Source organism: Rhizobacter sp. P5_A1 (assembly GCF_056400745.1).
In genome coordinates, this window is record NZ_JBFUKR010000018.1 from 1 (window position 1) to 16,770 (window position 16,770).

General features: G+C 64.6%; 17 protein-coding genes. 3 read left to right on the plus strand and 14 right to left on the minus strand.

What is annotated here, in order from left to right; genetic code table 11:
* The 10 genes from AC1DTW_RS18660 to AC1DTW_RS18705 all read right to left on the minus strand — a co-directional run.
* Positions 1-730, minus strand: a 730-nt coding sequence (locus AC1DTW_RS18660) for a Rossmann-fold NAD(P)-binding domain-containing protein (protein WP_477982821.1), incomplete at its 3' end; no start/stop codon positions are given.
* Positions 731-908: 178 nt separating this feature from the next.
* Positions 909-1,898 (minus strand): isochorismatase family protein, encoded by a 990-nt coding sequence (locus AC1DTW_RS18665; protein WP_477982822.1) that lies wholly within the window; start codon positions 1,896-1,898, stop codon positions 909-911.
* On the minus strand, positions 1,898-2,092 hold the full coding sequence (thmT, locus tag AC1DTW_RS18670; protein ID WP_477982823.1) for a 2-hydroxymuconate tautomerase: 195 nt from the start codon (positions 2,090-2,092) through the stop codon (positions 1,898-1,900). Before thmT ends, AC1DTW_RS18665 begins: the two co-directional genes overlap by 1 nt.
* A 1-nt stretch (position 2,093) precedes the next feature.
* Entirely contained in the window at positions 2,094-2,774 is a 681-nt protein-coding gene (locus AC1DTW_RS18675) for a hypothetical protein (RefSeq protein ID WP_477982824.1), read from the minus strand.
* 2 nt (positions 2,775-2,776) lie between these two features.
* A complete protein-coding gene (locus tag AC1DTW_RS18680) occupies positions 2,777-4,123 on the minus strand; it encodes a dihydroorotase (protein WP_477982825.1) in 1,347 nt (448 codons plus the stop codon).
* Positions 4,120-5,010 (minus strand): dipicolinate synthase subunit DpsA, encoded by an 891-nt coding sequence (locus AC1DTW_RS18685; RefSeq protein WP_477982826.1) that lies wholly within the window; start codon positions 5,008-5,010, stop codon positions 4,120-4,122. The genes AC1DTW_RS18680 and AC1DTW_RS18685 overlap by 4 nt, the downstream gene beginning before the upstream one ends.
* Complete coding sequence (locus tag AC1DTW_RS18690; protein WP_477982827.1) at positions 5,007-6,095, minus strand: NAD/NADP octopine/nopaline dehydrogenase family protein; 1,089 nt, start codon at positions 6,093-6,095, stop codon at positions 5,007-5,009. Before AC1DTW_RS18690 ends, AC1DTW_RS18685 begins: the two co-directional genes overlap by 4 nt.
* 7 nt (positions 6,096-6,102) lie before the next feature.
* Complete coding sequence (locus AC1DTW_RS18695) at positions 6,103-6,906, minus strand: ABC transporter ATP-binding protein (RefSeq protein ID WP_477982828.1); 804 nt, start codon at positions 6,904-6,906, stop codon at positions 6,103-6,105.
* Positions 6,907-6,967: 61 nt separating this feature from the next.
* On the minus strand, positions 6,968-7,792 hold the full coding sequence (locus AC1DTW_RS18700) for an ABC transporter permease (RefSeq protein ID WP_477982830.1): 825 nt from the start codon (positions 7,790-7,792) through the stop codon (positions 6,968-6,970).
* A gap of 15 nt (positions 7,793-7,807) precedes the next feature.
* Positions 7,808-8,809 carry an ABC transporter substrate-binding protein gene (locus AC1DTW_RS18705; protein ID WP_477982831.1) on the minus strand — a complete coding sequence of 334 codons (1,002 nt, stop codon included), beginning with the start codon at positions 8,807-8,809 and terminating at the stop codon, positions 7,808-7,810.
* A 237-nt stretch (positions 8,810-9,046) separates the two neighbouring features.
* Between AC1DTW_RS18705 and AC1DTW_RS18710 the strand changes: the two genes are divergently transcribed.
* From AC1DTW_RS18710 to AC1DTW_RS18720, 3 genes are read left to right on the plus strand one after another with little or no spacing between them, the layout of a single operon-like run.
* Positions 9,047-9,796: a GntR family transcriptional regulator gene (locus AC1DTW_RS18710; protein ID WP_477982832.1), complete on the plus strand. Its 750-nt coding sequence runs from the start codon at positions 9,047-9,049 to the stop codon at positions 9,794-9,796.
* 19 nt (positions 9,797-9,815) lie between these two features.
* Positions 9,816-10,283, plus strand: coding sequence for a RidA family protein (locus AC1DTW_RS18715; RefSeq protein WP_477982833.1), 468 nt, complete (start codon positions 9,816-9,818; stop codon positions 10,281-10,283).
* Positions 10,284-10,285: 2 nt separating this feature from the next.
* Positions 10,286-11,329 (plus strand): CobW family GTP-binding protein, encoded by a 1,044-nt coding sequence (locus tag AC1DTW_RS18720; RefSeq protein ID WP_477982834.1) that lies wholly within the window; start codon positions 10,286-10,288, stop codon positions 11,327-11,329.
* A gap of 12 nt (positions 11,330-11,341) precedes the next feature.
* On the opposite strand, the gene AC1DTW_RS18725 is transcribed toward AC1DTW_RS18720, so the two are convergent.
* The 4 genes from AC1DTW_RS18725 to AC1DTW_RS18740 form a co-directional block, all read right to left on the minus strand.
* Positions 11,342-12,487 carry an amidohydrolase family protein gene (locus tag AC1DTW_RS18725; protein WP_477982835.1) on the minus strand — a complete coding sequence of 382 codons (1,146 nt, stop codon included), beginning with the start codon at positions 12,485-12,487 and terminating at the stop codon, positions 11,342-11,344.
* Between the two features lie 80 nt (positions 12,488-12,567).
* A complete protein-coding gene (locus tag AC1DTW_RS18730) occupies positions 12,568-14,007 on the minus strand; it encodes an amidohydrolase family protein (protein ID WP_477982836.1) in 1,440 nt (479 codons plus the stop codon).
* Between the two features lie 66 nt (positions 14,008-14,073).
* Complete coding sequence (locus AC1DTW_RS18735; RefSeq protein ID WP_477982837.1) at positions 14,074-15,213, minus strand: M24 family metallopeptidase; 1,140 nt, start codon at positions 15,211-15,213, stop codon at positions 14,074-14,076.
* Positions 15,214-15,244: 31 nt separating this feature from the next.
* Positions 15,245-16,405 (minus strand): mandelate racemase/muconate lactonizing enzyme family protein, encoded by a 1,161-nt coding sequence (locus tag AC1DTW_RS18740; protein ID WP_477982838.1) that lies wholly within the window; start codon positions 16,403-16,405, stop codon positions 15,245-15,247.
* Positions 16,406-16,770 lie beyond the last annotated feature (365 nt).

The following is a 16,770-nucleotide window of genomic DNA, read 5'->3' on the forward strand; positions in this document are numbered from 1 at the left end:
CCTGCTGGCGCGCGAGCCAGCTCGGCGGCATCGGCTTGGCGTAGCCGCCGACGCCTTCGGCGGCTTCCTTCTCTTCGGGCGTGTCGTACGAGACCTCGATGAACTTGCCGCCGAGCGACTCGATCTGCTCCTTCACGCTCGGGCGCACGTCGCTCGCCTCGATCACGGCGCCGAGGCGCTTCGCGGTCGCGATCGCCTGCAGCCCGGCGACGCCGACGCCGAGAATCACGACGCGCGCGGCCTTCACGGTGCCGGCCGCGGTCATCAGCATCGGGAAGAAGCGCTGGTACTTGTCGGCCGCGATCATCACGGCCTTGTAGCCGGCGATGTTGGCCTGCGAGCTCAGCACGTCCATGCTCTGCGCGCGCGTCGTGCGCGGCGCGGCCTCGAGCGCAAAGCTGGTGATGCCGGCACCGGCCAGGCGGTGCAGGCCGTCGCTGTCGAACGGGTTGAGCATGCCGACGAGCGCGGCGCCGCGCTTCATTGCACTCAGATCTTGACTGCCGGGTGAGCGGACTGTGAGCACGAGATCGGCGCCAAGCGCGCCGGCGCGGTCTGTGATCACCGCGCCAACCGCTTCGTAAGCTGCATCGCTCACGCTGGCGGCCACACCGGCACCGGACTGAATCATGATTGCGTGGCCCAGTGCCGTCAGCTTCTTGGCCGTCTCTGGCGTGACGGACACGCGCGATTCACGGGCCGCCGTCTCCAGCGGAACTCCTATCAGCATGGGGTGCCTCCTCAGGCGCTTTGGATGCTTGCTCGCGTTGCTTGTCGCGCACAGGCCAGGCCGGGTAAACGTGCCTCGGCAGGCCACCAGAACTGAAGACTCAAGTCCACTCTTCACAAGGAGGCTCGTTGTCGCTGCCTCTGGCAGCGCGGGCCGCGGCGGGATTCAGTTTAGTGGATCAAGCCGTTGCGCCGACTTGATAGAGCTCGATCCGGATGCCGTCGGGGTCAGTCACGTAAATCGTCAAGCCATACGGTCCATCGTGCAGATCCTGCTGAAATTGAACGTCCGACCGCTTCAACTTGTCGCTCAACGCGCGCACGTCGTTGACTTCGAAAGCGATGTGGTCCACTTGGCGATGCGCAGGCGAACGGCCGCCGACGATCGCCACGCCCTGGTGAAACGCCGTGAACGGGCGGCCATCTGCCAACGGTTTGGCCGGTCGGACCGTGAAGCCCAGTTGGTCGACATAGAAGCTCGTCGAGCGCGGCACGTCCTCGACCATCAACAGCATATGCCCGTAGCCGAGCGTGCGCGGCGCCCGCTGGTCGTCGATCCAGCGCGACATCTCCTTCGAATCGGAGATCTCGCAGAAGTACTGCTTCCAGACCTTCTTCGCGGTTTCTTCCCACTCGCCGTTGACACCGGAAATGCAGTCGTTCAACGCGACGACATCGAAGTCGCGCAGGTAGGCCTCTCGGATGCTGGTTTCCACGCATGCATTCGTCGTCGTCCCGGCCACGAACAGGGTTCGCGTGCCCAGCATCTTCAGCATCATTTCGAGCCGGGTCTCGTAGAACGCGCCGAAGCGGTGCTTGCGGATCACGTACGCGGGGTTGACCGCGGCCAGAGGCTTCAACTCGTCGACGATCTCCTCGTCCCAGGTGCCTGCCAGCGCCGACACCTGCTTGCGCCGCGAGGTGTGGCCGGCGAGCTTCTTGCGTGCCCGGCTCGCGTCGACGGCGAAGTGCTCCTGCACCGTCCAGATCACCGGAATGCCCGCCGCCTGGCAGCGCGGGATCAGTTCGCCCAGCACCGGCACGATCGCCGACAGCCGCTTCGTGTCCACCCCCGACACGCCGAGCGTGCCCTGGTCGTGGATGAAGGCGTTCTGCAGGTCGATGACAAGCAGCGCGGCGGTGCGTGAATCGAGGTCCCCGAGCGTCATCATTGTTCCTTCATGTCGATGCCGAGCACGCCGTTGCGGCCCCAGCTGTCCTTGGGTGTGTCGTGAATGACCACGTGCAGATGCTCGGGCTTGCAGCCGGCATGATCGACCATGGCTTCGGTGATGGCCTTGACCAGGTTGCGCTTCTGGTCGACCGTGCGGCCTTCAAAAAATTCGACGATGACGAATGGCATGTCAGTGCTCCTCAGGTTGAATACCGGCCCAGCGCGGGACCGGGGGCGCAAAGCCCGTGACGAAATCGTTGCCGGCCCGGTCCTCACCGCGCACCAGCCACAACGGGCGCGTGGCGTAATTGATGAGAGGCTGCTCTTCCATGGCGGCCCAGTTGGCCCGTGAGCGCGCATCGCGAACGAACTGGCTCGTCGCCGGCATGTAGCGGATCACGTAGAGGGGCGCGCCCGGGTCGAACCCGGAAAGATCAGCGGTGGCAAGCGAAGCCAAGTCCAGACACGCGAACGAATGCGTCGCTCGGGTTGGCGCGATCAGAACCACCGCCCCCGCGAGCGGCATCATCGGCCAGTACCTGCCTTCGCGCCCTTGCGCGGCAAAGCGAACATATGACGCGGCCTCGAGGTGCAGTTCGCTGTCCCACAACACGATATCCGGCCCAACCAGCTTGGCGACTGCATCCAAGACGACCGCGTCTTCGCAGAGGTCCAGAAAGCGCCATGCGTTGGCAAGGACCGCCGCGTGTCCCCAGGGGTTGTGCATGCCGGACAGGCGTTCGGGCCTGAGCTTTGGGTGCCGGTCAGACAGGTCTCGCACGGTCGCCTGCAACGCGTCGATGCGCTCGTCGAGCGTCGCGGCGGCCGGCGACACACGCACCGCGCCCACCTGCGGGAACGCGGTCGCCATGTTCATGCCGGCAGAGAAACGCAACGGCCGCGCCCAAAATGGCTCTCATCGACCACGCCGTTCTCGTAGACGACGGCGCCGCGCGAGACCGTGAGGACCGGCCAGCCCTTGAGCTTCCAGCCCTCGTAGATGCAGGTACCCTTGCCGGTGTGTTGGACGGTGCGCTCCTCGTCGAGATCGACCAGCACCAGATCGGCGTCGAAACCGACCTCGATGTTGCCCTTGCGCGGCCACAGGCCGAAGCGGCGCGCCGGGTTGGCGGCGTTGAGCTGGACCAGCCGGGACAGCGGCAATCCGCGCTGGTGTACGCCGAAGTGCAGCATCAGCGGCAGTTCCCACGGAAACGATACGACCCCAGGGAGCTCGGTCCACAGGTTCTCCAGCTTCTTCGGTGGGAAGGGCACGTGATCGGTGCCCAGGCTGTACACCGACCCGTCAAGGATGCCGCGCCACAGGCCGTCCTGCTCCTCCTTGTCGCGCAGCGGCGGCGATATCTTGGCGCGCATGTCGAGGTCGGCGTCGTAGGCAGTGCGCGTCAAGTAGTGCTGGCACGTCTCGACCGTGACGTGCACGCCGCGCGCCTGCGCCTCGGCCGCCAGCACCGGCCCCATGCCCACCGACGTGTGCACCAGGTGCAGCGAACAGCCGGTGCGCTCGGCAAGGAAGATCATGCGGCGGATCGTTTCGACCTCGCAGAACGCGGGCCGGGATTCGGTATAGGCGGCCAAATCCTGACGACCTGTGGCCAGCATTTCCTTCTTCATCCACGACGCGATCTGCGTGTTCTCGCAGTGCACATTGATGACTCCGCCCGGGATCTTGGCCAGGATACGCATCGCCGCGTAAACCCAGCCATCGGTCGCCGGAACGATGCCGATCGGGTTGTCGGGTTCGTAGCCGAAATAGCACTTGAACGAACGCACGCCGGTCTTGGCAACGATCTCCGGAATCTCCGCGATATGTTCTTCGCGCTGGATGCCGAAGTGGAAGCCGAAATCGATGATCGAGTTCTCTTCGCCGACTGCCTTGCGTTCTTCGTAAAACGGCAGGTAGGACTCCCTCAGGTTGCGGATGTACAGCAGCGCCGTCGTGACGCCGCCGGAGGCCGCCGCTGCCATCTCGGTGCGCATGTCCTCGGCGTACGGGTACTTGACGCCGAGGTGGCAATGGGGGTCGATGAGGCCCGGCATCAGCACGCGTCCGTCGGCGTCGATCGTGCGGTGAGCTTCGGGCAGTGCGCTGTCGGCGCCGGTCAGCACGATCTTGCCGTCCTTGACGGCCACGCCGCCATGGAACTCCCCGTCGTGGCGCACCACGCGGGCGTTGCGAATCACCAGGTCGGCCTTCATTGGATCTCCTTCAGGATCTTGTCGATGCGCGGGCGGATGCCGCTCCACTGGCTGCGGCCCACGGTGACGGGGGCGCGCGCGCCGAGGCCGCGTGCCCAGACGAACTTCAGGCCGAGCTGTTGCGCGGCCTCGCGGTCGATTCCGCCCGGCGGCGCCGCCAGATCGACGAGCAACGCGTGCGCCGGGAGCCGCTCCAGCAGATCGCGCCCGATCACGCGCGCCGGCACGCTGGCGATCACGACATCCATGTCCGGGAGCACCGCCGCCAGATCGCTCAGCTCGTGCGGCTCTGCGCCCGCCGCATAGGCCGCCGCCCGCTGCACCGGATTGCGCGCCGCCACGTGCACCCGCGCGCCCAGCGCGCCCAGCGTGTGCGTGACCAGCGAACCAATGGTGCCCTGGCCGACGAGGCAGATGTTGGCCCGGTGGATCGTGATGTCGGTGTTCTCGATCAGCACCCTGAGCATGCCCTCGACGATGGCCGGCCCGCGCAGCAGCATCAGGTCTTGGTCCCATTCGTATTCGTGCAGCGCAATGCCAAGCGCTTCGCAATGCGCCTTCAGGTTCGTGTCCGCCCATCCGAGGATGATGTGGCCGGGCTTGCGCATGCCGGCCAGCATGTTGCGGTCCGGGATGAGGCGCTCGTTGCACTGCGGCGCGAAAAGTGCGCCATCGGCGGTGATGCCGGGAATGGGAAACAACGCGATGTCGGCGCCTTCCAGCGCTTCGCGTGCGTTGGCGCTGTGGCGCACCCCCGCGATACCTTGCTCCGGCCAGGGAAAGCCATGGGCACGCACCTCGGCGCCGGCCGCGGCGGCGCAGCGCGCGATTTCCTGTTCGCGGCGATCGCCGCCGACGATGGCGATGACGAGTTGATCCCAGTTCATGCTGACCTCACGAGTTTCAGAAGTTCTGTTCTCGATAGGCCTTCGATGCCCATCGCCGCCGCCGTGCGGCCGCCTTGGCGGTAGTCGACGCCCACCAGCGCCTGCGCCAGCGTGAACAGCGCGCCCGCCACCGGAGTCGCGACACCGGCGATCGCCGCCAGTTCCAGGAACGGCAGGACGCCGTGCCCGAAGTCTTCGCGGTAGTAGCGGTGCTGGAGCGAGTCGGGGCCCTTGATGCGCTTGTTCGCTTCGCCGCCCGCAATCGCGGCCACGAAGTCCTGCGTGCCGACGACCGAGGGCTCGACCGTGCCGATCAGCTTCATTTCTTCGATCAGGTTCGGCAGCCGATGCCCGAATGCCGCGGCGACCGCGAGTCGCTCGTCGTCGAGTTGGCGCATCGTGCGCGCCACCCCCGGCGTCATCGCTTCGACATAGAAGGTGAACTCACCATGGGTGGCCTCGACCCATGCGGCCGCCAGGACGGCGCCCGGCGGATGCAGCACGAGATTGGCGTTGGCCAGCGCCGAGGCCAGCACGTCGGCCACCGCTGCAGCACCCGGAAACAGTCGGCAGGCGAGTTCGAGTGCGGCGTCGCCGCCGGCCAGCGCCGCCGCACGCACCTGCTTGGCACGGCCGGTGATGGTGACGCCGTCGGGCCGGTACTTGCGGGCGACGTAGGTCAGGGTCGAGAACTCGGCGATCTGCGGCACGTCGGCGCGCACGCTTCGGAAGGCCTGCGCGAACTCGAGTGCGCCACCGGTGTGGCCCGGGTTCAAGATGACCGGGCGCTGCGCCGGCCAGCCCGCCGCGGCGAGTGCGCGCGCGACGGGCGCGTGTGAAAAGGTCGGCAACGTCACGACCGCGGCATCGACATCGGCAATCGCGGTCTTCAGGTCGGCCGTGATCGCCCGCGGTCTGGCCACACCCTCGCCGAGAACCCCCTCGTATGCGACACCACCGAGCGTCTGGAACGGCGCGAGCGTGTCGGGCGAGCGATTCCAAAGCACGACCTCGTGCCCGGCCAGCGTGAGCTCGGCCACCGCAGCGGCGCCACCGGCGCCCGCCCCCAGAACGGATATCTTCATGTGTACCTCAATGGGCGACGAGCACGCCCTTGGCCTCGAAAATCTCGCGCACCTGGCGCACGTAGTGCTGGAAGCTCGCGTTCTCGTGCACGCCGCTCCAGCGGCGCGGGCGCGGGATGTCGATCTTCAGGTCGAGATCGACCCGGCCCGGGCGCGGCGACATGACGATCACGCGATCGGCAAGGAACACCGCTTCGTCGATGCCATGGGTGATGAACAGAACCGTGTTGCGCAGCCTCAGCCACATCGTCTGCAGGTCCATGATCATCTGCTCGCGGGTCAGCGCGTCGAGCGCGCCGAAGGGCTCGTCCATCAACAGCAGCCCCGGCTCCTGGATCAGAGCCCGGCAGATCGCCACGCGTTGGCGCATCCCGCCCGACAACTCGGACGGGAACTTGGCGTCGAAACCGCGCAGTCCCACTTGCGCCAGCAGATCACGCGCACGGTCGGCATACGCCGCGCGATCGAGGCCCTTGATCTCGATCGGCAACAGCACGTTGTCGAGAATCGTGCGCCAGTAGAGCAGCAAGTCCGACTGGAACACGACCCCGGCCTTCGGGTGGGGCTTCACGACTTCGTCGCCATCGATGCACAGCCGACCCGAGGTCAATGGGGTGAGCCCGGCGAGCAATGACAGCAGCGTACTTTTTCCGCACCCGCTCGGCCCGACGATGGCCACGAAGCTGCCTGGCGCGATATCAAGGTCAACCCGGTCGAGTGCCAGCACATCGTCGCCGGAGCGCACTTCGTAGGATTTGGAGACGCCCGCGACCGTGACGGCGGCGGCCTGGACCCCGGCAGCGCCGCTCATCGCGCCACTCCGGCAGCGACCAAACATAGGCGGCGCGTCGCCCCAGCGATCATGTGCTCAATCATTTGGAACTTTCCCGATGGAACGAAACCTTGTTCTCGACCAGCGCGAGGACGAAGTAGAGGAGCACGCCGACCAGCGAGATGGTCACGACCGTGGCGAAGTTGAGCGTGGTGTCGAACTGCGAGTTCGCCTGCAGCTGCAGATAGCCCAGTCCACGTTCGGCAGCGATGTACTCGCCGATGATCGCGCCAATCACTGCGAGCGAGATCGCGACCTTCAGGCCGCCGAAGATGCTCGGCAGCGCCGCTGGCAGCCTGATCTTGAAGAAGGTCTGCGATTCGCTCGCGCCCATCGAGCGCACCAGGTTGACCAGCGCCTTGTCGAGCGACTGCAGGCCGACCACCGTCGAGATCACGATCGGGAAGAACGAGATCAGGAACGCGAGGCCGATCTTCGGCCCCCAGCCATAGCCCAGGTAGAGCACGAGCAAGGGCGCCAGGGCGATCTTCGGCACGGTTTGCAGCGCCACCAGCAGCGGATAGACCGCGCGCTCGAACACCTTCGAATAGAAGATCGCGAGCGCCAGCGGAATTCCGACGACGACCGCAGCGACGAAGCCGGCCAGCACTTCGAGCAGCGTGAAGTAGGCGTGTGTCCCGAGCAGCTGCGAATCGGTCAGCATTCGCTTGGCGATCGCCCAGGGCGTGGGCAGCACGAACTCAGAGAGTCCGAGCAGCGGGACCGCGACTTGCCAGAGGACGAGGATCAAGATGGCCAGCCACAAGGAGGCGTAGCGCTCGATCAGACCGCCCTCGCGGCGCTTCTTCTTCGCAGGTACGGCATGGGCCACGGGTGCGACCCCGAGATGCTTGAGTTCAGTCATGAACACCCCTTTCGGCTACTTGCCAAGCAGGTCGTTGGTGAAGAACGCGTCCACCGGTTTGGGTGCGCCGATGCCCTCGTCCGTCTTGAGCAACTCGAGTGCCTGGGTGATCGACTTGGGGTCGATCCAGCCGACCGGCTTGCCTGGCTGAACTTCCACGGCATCCATCGTCGCACGCACCTGCGCCTCGATGACGTCCGCGCCGGGGTTGCCCTGCCAGGCCTTTGCCATCGCGGCCGCCGCCGCTTTCGGATCCTTGCGCGTCGCTTCGATGCCCTTGGCGACCGCTGCGAGATAGCGCTTGAGCACGTCCGGCCGTTTCGCGATCGTCGCGGTGCTACTCACCGCCGAGAGCCCGGGAACGGCCAGACCGTACTGAGCGAGGTCCAGGACGGGAAACTTGGTTCCGACCTTGGCCTCGAGAATCGGCAGGTCGTTGTTGCGATAGACGCTGACGGCATCGACCTGCTTTTGCAGGAATTGCGGCACCCGCGTTTGCGCGTCCATCTGGATCTTCTTTACCTTGCCGCAGTCGACGCCGTTGACGGCGCAGAAGGTCGACAGGTAGGAGGTGCCGGTCTCGCCGACCGAATGCGCGATCGTCCTGCCTTCCAGATCCTTGGGGCGCAGGATCGGTTTGTCGGGCTGCGAGATCACGACCACAGGAGTCTTCGGGTGGTAGAGCGCGATGATCTTGATCGGCATGCCCTTCTGGATCGCCGAGATCGCAAAGATGGCGGGCATGATGACCACGTCCTCCTGGCCCTGAAGCAGGGCGCCCAGCGCCGCGGGCGAGCCGGCGCCTTCGCCCATGCGCACGGCCAGGCTCTTTTCTGCGTAAAGCCCCTGATCCTGCGCGAGGTAAAGGTGGCCATACTCGCCTTTCAGCTTCCAGCTGAAGCGGACATTGACTTCGTCAGCTGCCCACGCTGCCGATGCCAAGGTCAATGCGGCTACAGCCAATGCCCATTTGCGCAGACCCATGTTCATCAGGAAGTTCGTACAGTGGAAGTTCATGGTTGTGTACCTGGTTGACTGGACTGAACCTGAAACAACGTGGGGCACGCTTCATTCCGTGCCTGTCGGTCGACTGTTTGCTGTCGAGGAGCGCTACTTTGAGGTGTATCTTGATCACAGAGTGTGATCACACGTATAATCAGGGTCAATAGGGTTAACCCGCATAGGCTTCGAACGCGACCGAAGAGGTCTCCGTTTTCGTTACACATATCACCAGTGCAAGAGGCACAGATCAACATGCAACGCATCGCTGAACCCGCCGTTCATCCGGACGCAGTCGATCAACCCGGCAAGCGCAACCGCGGCCATGTGCAGGAGCAGGTCTTCGAACGGCTGCGGCGGGGCCTCATGGTGGGTGCTTTCGTCCCCGGCCAGGTGATGAGCCTGCGCAAGCTGGCCGCGGGCTTCGGCACGAGTCCGATGCCGATCCGCGAAGCATTGACACGCCTAGTCGTGATCAACGCTCTTGAAGGTACTGCGAACGGGTCCGTTCGCGTACCGCGCATGACGCCGAACCGGCTGACCGAGCTGTTCGCCGTGCGCGAGTTGCTCGAGGGCATGGCGACCGAACAGGCCTGCCGCAACAGTACGCCTGCGCTGATCGAGGCACTGGACGACATCAATCGCGAACTCCTGGAGGCAATCGCCAAGCGCAACATCCTTGGTTGCCTGTCTTCCAACCAACGCTTCCATTTCACCCTTTATGGCGCCTCTGACTCGGAAGTGCTGATGCCGCTCATCGAGTCGCTCTGGCTGCAGTTCGGCCCGACGATGTACCTGTCACTGCTCTCGCCGGACATGCCGTGGGACGCCTCGTCGCACGTGGAGATTCTGGAAGGACTGCGCCTGGGAAAACCTGCGATGGCTAAGCGTGGCCTGATCAACGACGTGCGCACGACGGGACATGCCCTCGTCCCCGCGATGACCGCGCGCGGTTCGATCAGCCTGCTCACGTCCCCGCTCGACGATTTGTACTTCGGCAACTGACTCAACCTAGGACACATCGATGACTCAAGGACATGAAGCCCGCCTTTCGGCGCTGGGCATCACGCTGCCGGCGGCGGTCGCCCCCGCAGCCAACTATGTGCCGGCGCGCCGCAGCGGCTCGCTCGTGTACATCGCGGGACAAGTCCCGACGGCCGATGGCAAGGATCAGTACGTTGGCAAAGTAGGGCGCGACGTCACGATCGAAGACGGGCAGAAGGCGGCGCGGTTGTGCGCCATCAACATTCTCGCGCAGCTGCGCAACGCGCTCGGCGGCAGCCTTGACGGCGTTGTCGGCTGCGTGCGCCTGGGTGGTTTCGTGAATGCGACACCCGAGTTCGGTGATCATCCCAAGGTGATCAATGGCGCTTCCGACCTGATGGTCGCCGTGTTCGGTGACGCCGGCCGCCATGCCCGCGCAGCGGTGGGCTGCATTTCGCTGCCGCGCAACGTCGCTGTCGAGGTGGACGCCATCTTCGAGGTGGACTGAGCATGCCAACGTCAGCGAGCGCGGCACAAGGCCATCAGTCCGATGGCCGCACACCGATCCATGTGCTCACGGGTTTCCTGGGCAGCGGCAAGACAACGCTGTTGCGGCATCTGCTGGCCGACCCGTCGCTCGCGGACACCGCCGTCATCATCAATGAGTTCGGTGAAGTCGGGCTCGACCATTTGCTGGTGCGCGAGGTGGCCGAAGACGTCGTGTTGCTCAGTTCCGGGTGCTTGTGTTGCACAGTGCGCGACGACCTCGTGTCCACGCTGGTCGAACTTTGCGCGCTCATGCAGGCAGGCGAGATTCCTTTGTTCACTCGCGTTGTGGTCGAGACCACGGGCTTGGCGGACCCGGCTCCGATCATGCAAGCCATCATGAGCGAATCGCGGCTGACTCGCAGTTACCGCCTCGGGCAGGTCATTACCACCGTGGACGGCCTGAACGGCGAAAGAACTTTGTCCGCCCATCGCGAAGCGCGACAACAGCTCGCCACGGCCGACCGACTGATCGTGACCAAGGTCGATCTTGTGAACGAAGGCGACCGGCTGGTGCTTGCCGACAAACTGATTGCGATGAATCCGTCGGCAACGCTGCTCGCGTCGGGGGTGGGTCGGCTTCCCGCTTCGGACGTATTGGGCGAAGCCGAAGCGCACTGGCAACGCCCGGATCGATTCAAGAAGATTTCTTCGTCACACGCAAGCCATGGTCACAAGCACTCATCTCCACACGATGACGCGATTCGAACATTCACGGTGCAGATTAGCCAACCCGTCGAGTGGGACGCTTTCGTCGACTGGCTGGAACTGCTGCTGGCCAGCCGCGGCGATTCGATCCTGCGCGTGAAGGGCTTGCTGGCCGTGGCGGGTGACGACCGGCCTGTGGTCGTCCAGGGTGTCCAGCACGTGCTCTATCCGGTTGAGCGACTTCCGAGCTGGCCTGACCCGTCCGAACGTGGCGGCTGGATCGTGTTCATCGCACGCGATCTCACCCAGAGCTCAATCGAAACATCGCTGCGTTCTCTGACGGACGCCAGCTTCGCCTGATCTCGCAACCGCCTATGAATGGCGTGGAATCTGCCGACCTCGTCGCACGAGCACGCGGCAGCCAGGTCGGCGGGCCAGAGCGTCGTCGAATGACGACGCCGGAATGAGCACCAGGTCGGCCATGTCGCCCACGCGCACGCGTCGCCGTCCTCCGCACAGCGCGGCCGTCAGTTCCCGCGGCGCGTCGAGATGCGAGCCGAGCGCTCCGATGTAGCCGGTCTCGAGGAGGTCCGCATCGCCGAACGGAAAGAACCAGTCCCTGACGTTGTCGGTTCCGAATCGCACTGGAACGCCGGCCCGCAGGGCTTCCAGCACCGGGGCGATGCCACGCTCGCGCGGCGAGCCGCTGCCCCGCCCCTGAAGGTATAAATTCAGTTCGGGCAACACGACGAGCGTGATGCGCGCCTCGGCCATTCGCTCGAGGGTCCGGTTCGCTGCGTCGTCGCTCATGGCCGCCAGCACACAGGCGTGGCTGACCGTGACCCGCCCCTGCAGCCCGCGCTCCAGGGTCGCTTTTGCAACCCACTCCAGCAGGGAGGCCTCGACCTCGAGATGCTCGTCGAGATGGAAGTCGACATCCACATCCAGGTGCACCGCCAGATCCAGTAGCGCATCGACCGTTCGCGATGGCTCGCGGCACAGCGCGGGCACGGCACCGATCAGCTTTGCACCGAGCCGCACTGCTTCGGTCAGCAGATCCCGGGTAGTCGAGCGGGCAGGGTCGGCCGCGGCGTTGGCGAAGGCGACGATTTCGACGTCGATGGCATCGCCGATCTCGCGCGCCGCAGCGAGAACCCCTTCCATGGCCCGCATGCCGGTGGTTGTGTCGACATCCGTATGCGTGCGGATCCGTGCTGTGCCGTGCACCAGCGAGCGCTCGAACAGACGCTTGGCACGATCTCGGATGCCGTCGGCGGTAGCCTTCGTACGCTCCAGTCTTGCCGCCTCGACAGCGTCCGCCAGCGAGCGCGGCCGCCGCGCAGGCGCCGCGAACGCGCGATTTGCATGAGCGTGCGAGTTGACGAACGCCGGCATCACCAACCATTGCGGCGTCGCGCCAGTGGCCGCGAGCACAACGGATTCGATTCGATCACCGTTCAGCGTGATGTCGAAACTGCCGGCTCGATCGCACAGTGCCACGGAGTGGATGGAGTGCACCCTGAGACCCTCACCCAGGACCGAGCTTGCGGGAGACGCATCATGCTCGGACATGGCCGCGTTCAACCCGCCGGGCCGCGTTAGTTTCCGTCGTCGTACAAGGTTGTGGTCGTTTCGACGGCCTCATCATGGAGACCCGCTCGAATGACGGCGGCCGCGGCCAGTTCTCTGGCTTTCTTGCGCAAGGCGGTCTCATCAACGCCGTGGACCTTGCCCTCGCTGTAAAGCGTCTTGCCATCTACCCAGGTCTGTGAAATGGATGCGGTCGACGCCGAAAAAACGAGCGCCTGCAGCGGGTCGTGGAACGGTGTCCACTCGACGTGGTCGAGGTCGAAGAGAATGAAGTCGGCCTTCTTGCCGATCTCCAGAGAGCCGATCTCGTGGTCCCAGAGCGCCGCCTTCGCGCCGTCGATGGTCGCCGCGCGCAGCGCCTGACGGGCCGTGAATATGTCGGGCTTCATGCGGGCATCCTTGAACATGCCCGCGACGATCAGCATCTGGCGCATCAGGTTCATGTTTCCTGCCGCAGACACGCCGTCGGTTCCGAGCCCTACGGTCACTCCGGCCGCGACCATCTCGGGATACTTGCCGATCGCGGTCGCGCCCTTGCCCAGCTTGAACGACGAGCAAGGGCAAAACGCGACCTTGGCGCCGCGCTTGGCAAGCAGCGCCACCTCTTCGTCGCTGACCGCAGCCCCGTGCGCGATCACCAGGTTGCTGCCGAGGCCGCCCGCCCGATCGATGCGGGTGATCGGCCAGCAGCCGTACTTGGCCTCGCAGACCTTGGCCTCCTCGATCGACGTGGCGAGGTGGTAGGTGGTGCCCACGCCGAGCCGCTCGGCGAGCTTTTGGGCACCCACATGCAACTCCAGCGTGCACGGCTCCTTGCCTTCGATGTTCACCCAGCAGCGCACGCGCCCATCGAGCGCACCGTCGTACTTGCGAACGCAGGCCTCGAGTTCCGCCAGGGCCGCCTTGGCGTTCGGGAAGAAATGGTGGCGCGCCATCTCTTCGGTCCACCCGCGTGGCAATTCGGGCGGCGGGTTGTCGGCCGCGTGGCGGCCGGTGATGCCCCGGATGCCGGTCTTCTCCATGGCCCGAACCGTGATGCCCGGGTCATATTGCGAACCCATGTCGATGAAGCAGGTCGTACCGTTGCGCAGCATTTCGGTGATGCCGAGCAAAGCGCCCCAATACTCGTCTTCTTGGGTGATATGGGCATAGAAGGGCTTGGCCCAGTGAAAGACCCACGCCCGCGTGTTGAGGTTGTCGGGGAAGACCGCTCGCGACAGCGTCTCGGAAAGGTGAACGTGGCTGTCGACGAAGCCGGGGCAGATGCCCAGCATGCGGCCGTCGATCACTTGGTCGAAGCCGGCGCGGTCATGCTTCTCGGCGATGGCCGCCGCCGGACCGATGTCGACGATGCGGTCCTTTTCGAGGACGATGCTCGCATCGCGCAGGACCGTGTCGTTGGCGTCGACGAGAAATGCAAATTCCAAGTGCTCGATGAGCGTGCGCATGGATGATTACTCCGTGTTCAATGAGAATGCGAGACGACGGCAGTCGCTCCGGAACCGGCTCCGGACCTATCCTTGGACGACGAGCAGCCGGTCGGTGTTTGCGTAGTCGGAGAGCAGCTCTGACCCCGTCGCAGTGACCAGGAGCATGTCCTTGTTCTGCATGCCGAAACCGTGGCCGGTTTCATAGCACAGCGGCTCGAACCCCAGCACCATGCCTTCTTCGATGAGCGCATCGCTGCCGGGACGGCCGAGGATGGGCGTTTTTCCAAGGTAGGGATCTTCATGCAAATGCAAGCCGATTCCATGACCAACAAAGGAGATCGGCGGCAGCTTCATCGCGGACAACTTGCCGATGAAGGCGTCATAGATGGCGCGACAGCTCGCGCCGGGCTTGACCATCTCCATGATCTGATACTTGCAGGCGACCAGATGCTGCCAGATCGCTTCGGCCATTGGCGGCGCCTCTTGCACCACGGCCGTGCGGCACACGCCGGCCTGGTAGCCATCGATCACCGAAAAGATCTCGACCCGACAGACGTCGCGATGCTGCAGCTTGCGTTCCGTCGGGCCGACGTTGGGCAGTGGGCTGCGCTCGCCGGTGGCAATGATCATCAACTTGAAATGCTCGGCGCCCAGCGCGTAGACGTTTCGCGTGAGATGCCCGGCAATGTCCATTTCCGTATCACCGGCGCGCACCGAGGCCAACGCGTCCGTGATGGCTTGGTCCGAGATGCGGGAGAGTCGACGCAGCAGCGTGATCTCTTCAGGAGTCTTGATCTGGCGCAGTCGCGCCAGTATGTGCTCGCAGCGCTCGAAGTGCGCCTCCGGCAAGGCCGCGCGCAGACGCACCAAGTCGCCCGCCGGCAAATAGTCCATCTCGATGCCAATGCGCCCCTGCGTCAGCTTGAGACTCTTCAACTGGTCGGCCAGGACCTGCATCGGATCATCGGTGAACTCTGCCCAGATGCGGGTCGGCACGTCCGGCGCCTTCCTCTTGACCGTGCTCGACTCCATATCGACCGAGAACAGCTCGACGTGTGCATCGACAGTGACGATGACCATCGCGTGCCTGTGCCGAATCAGCGGCTGCGACGGCACGACAAAACCGGTGGCATACGCGTAGTTCTCGGGCGAACACGAAATCATGGCATCCAGGCCGTTGTCCGCGATCGCCTTGACTTGCCGTTCGATGATTGTCTTGCGCATAGATGACCTTTGGAGAATCTGGAGGGTTGTCTCAGCCGCGAACTTGATACTTCTCGACCTTGCCGAGGTCAACGTCGATGCCCATGCCTGGCGCCGTGGGCACTTCGATGGCGCCGTCGACCAGCTTCATCGGCGCCACAATCAGGTCGTCCCGGTAGTAGATGCCGCCGACCTGGCCGGTTTGCCACTGCGCCGGTGTGGAGACCGGGATGACGCACGACAGGGTGGCCGCGGGCGCCGCCGCGGCGAGGTGGACATTGGCAAGATTTCCCACACCGGTCTCGACGGATCCGTTGACGTTGCAGATGATTCCGGCCGCACGGCAAACGGCTGCCACCTCCATCGCCTTGTACAGGCCGCCTGGCTTGGTCGTGTAGATCGATACGATCTGAGCGGCGCGGTGCTCGCTGATCTGGATGACGTCGTGCGCGTTCCACGCCGACTCGTCAGCCATCACGGGCGGGTCGATGGCACGTGCCACTTCTGCAATGCGCTCGATCCCCATCACAGGTTGTTCGACGTACTTCAGCCTGTACTTCTCCATCGCCCTGACCGTACTGATGGCCTCGCCCGGCGTGCGGTACCCCTCGTTCGCGTCAACGCAGAGCTCCACCTCCTCGCCCACCGCGGCGCGTATGGTGCGCACCATGTCGATGTCACGCTTCGCATCCACGCCGATCTTGATCTTGATCGTCTTGATGCCTTCGGCCGCCACTTGGGCGACTTCCTTCTCCGCTTCCGCGATCGGAATGAGTCCGATCGAGTGGGTCACGGCAATATGCGATCGCACTTTGCCGCCCAGCAGCATGTGCACTGGCAGCCCGAGCCATCGGCCGGTCACGTCGTAAGCCGCAAAGTCCAACGAAGCTTTTGCGTAGGGGTAGCCTTTGATGGCTGCGTCCATCCGGGCGTGCATCTCGGCGAAGTTTCCCAGGTCGACACCGACGAGCGCAGGGGCCAGATAGCTTTCAATCACGGCCTTTGCGATGAGGGTCGATTCGCCGAAGTAGCGCCCGAATTCGCCGCCCCAATCCTTCAGCGCGGGCGCCTCTCCCCAGCCAATGCGTCCGTCGCTGTCGGTGATCCGAGTCAACAGATAGCGTCCGATCACTTCGGTCAGTCCGGTCCACTTGTGCTCTCGCCGCGTTGGCAACTGAACAAGCACGGTTTCGACAGATTTGATGGTTGGCATAGCGTCTCCTCGTGTAGTAGGCGGCCCGAACCAGAGCGATCCGCAAATCGGTGTTTACCGTGATCACAGTTTGTGATCAAATGGAATTTCTGTCAAGCATGCGCGAGTGCGTCACTCGTCCACCAGGTCTTGGCCGCCCGAAAGCGGCAAAAAAATGGGGCACCCATGGTCATCGAAATCACCAACTACTACGCTCTCCCGGGACGCGCCGAGGACGTGCTTGCGCAGCGCCGCCGCGCGACCGCGGTGCGTCTGAAACTGGGCCTGCCTGCTGGCCGAACATTTTGCAAACTCGAGGGAGCAGGGCCCGACGTGCGTTGGGAGTGCGGCTTTGACTCGCGAGCTGCTTACGAAGCAGACTTAGC

What these genes read in the sequence shown, in the direction of transcription:
- AC1DTW_RS18695 (WP_477982828.1), bottom strand. Translation starts at nt 6,906, where the DNA reads ATGAGCGGCGCTGCCGGGGTCCAGGCCGCCGCCGTCACGGTCGCGGGC.
- AC1DTW_RS18720 (WP_477982834.1), top strand. Translation starts at nt 10,286, where the DNA reads ATGCCAACGTCAGCGAGCGCGGCACAAGGCCATCAGTCCGATGGCCGC.
- AC1DTW_RS18715 (WP_477982833.1), top strand. Translation starts at nt 9,816, where the DNA reads ATGACTCAAGGACATGAAGCCCGCCTTTCGGCGCTGGGCATCACGCTG.
- AC1DTW_RS18740 (WP_477982838.1), bottom strand. Translation starts at nt 16,405, where the DNA reads ATGCCAACCATCAAATCTGTCGAAACCGTGCTTGTTCAGTTGCCAACG.
- AC1DTW_RS18675 (WP_477982824.1), bottom strand. Translation starts at nt 2,774, where the DNA reads ATGGCGACCGCGTTCCCGCAGGTGGGCGCGGTGCGTGTGTCGCCGGCC.
- AC1DTW_RS18735 (WP_477982837.1), bottom strand. Translation starts at nt 15,213, where the DNA reads ATGCGCAAGACAATCATCGAACGGCAAGTCAAGGCGATCGCGGACAAC.
- AC1DTW_RS18700 (WP_477982830.1), bottom strand. Translation starts at nt 7,792, where the DNA reads ATGACTGAACTCAAGCATCTCGGGGTCGCACCCGTGGCCCATGCCGTA.
- AC1DTW_RS18730 (WP_477982836.1), bottom strand. Translation starts at nt 14,007, where the DNA reads ATGCGCACGCTCATCGAGCACTTGGAATTTGCATTTCTCGTCGACGCC.
- AC1DTW_RS18690 (WP_477982827.1), bottom strand. Translation starts at nt 6,095, where the DNA reads ATGAAGATATCCGTTCTGGGGGCGGGCGCCGGTGGCGCCGCTGCGGTG.
- AC1DTW_RS18685 (WP_477982826.1), bottom strand. Translation starts at nt 5,010, where the DNA reads ATGAACTGGGATCAACTCGTCATCGCCATCGTCGGCGGCGATCGCCGC.
- AC1DTW_RS18710 (WP_477982832.1), top strand. Translation starts at nt 9,047, where the DNA reads ATGCAACGCATCGCTGAACCCGCCGTTCATCCGGACGCAGTCGATCAA.
- AC1DTW_RS18680 (WP_477982825.1), bottom strand. Translation starts at nt 4,123, where the DNA reads ATGAAGGCCGACCTGGTGATTCGCAACGCCCGCGTGGTGCGCCACGAC.
- thmT (WP_477982823.1), bottom strand. Translation starts at nt 2,092, where the DNA reads ATGCCATTCGTCATCGTCGAATTTTTTGAAGGCCGCACGGTCGACCAG.
- AC1DTW_RS18665 (WP_477982822.1), bottom strand. Translation starts at nt 1,898, where the DNA reads ATGACGCTCGGGGACCTCGATTCACGCACCGCCGCGCTGCTTGTCATC.
- AC1DTW_RS18705 (WP_477982831.1), bottom strand. Translation starts at nt 8,809, where the DNA reads ATGAACTTCCACTGTACGAACTTCCTGATGAACATGGGTCTGCGCAAA.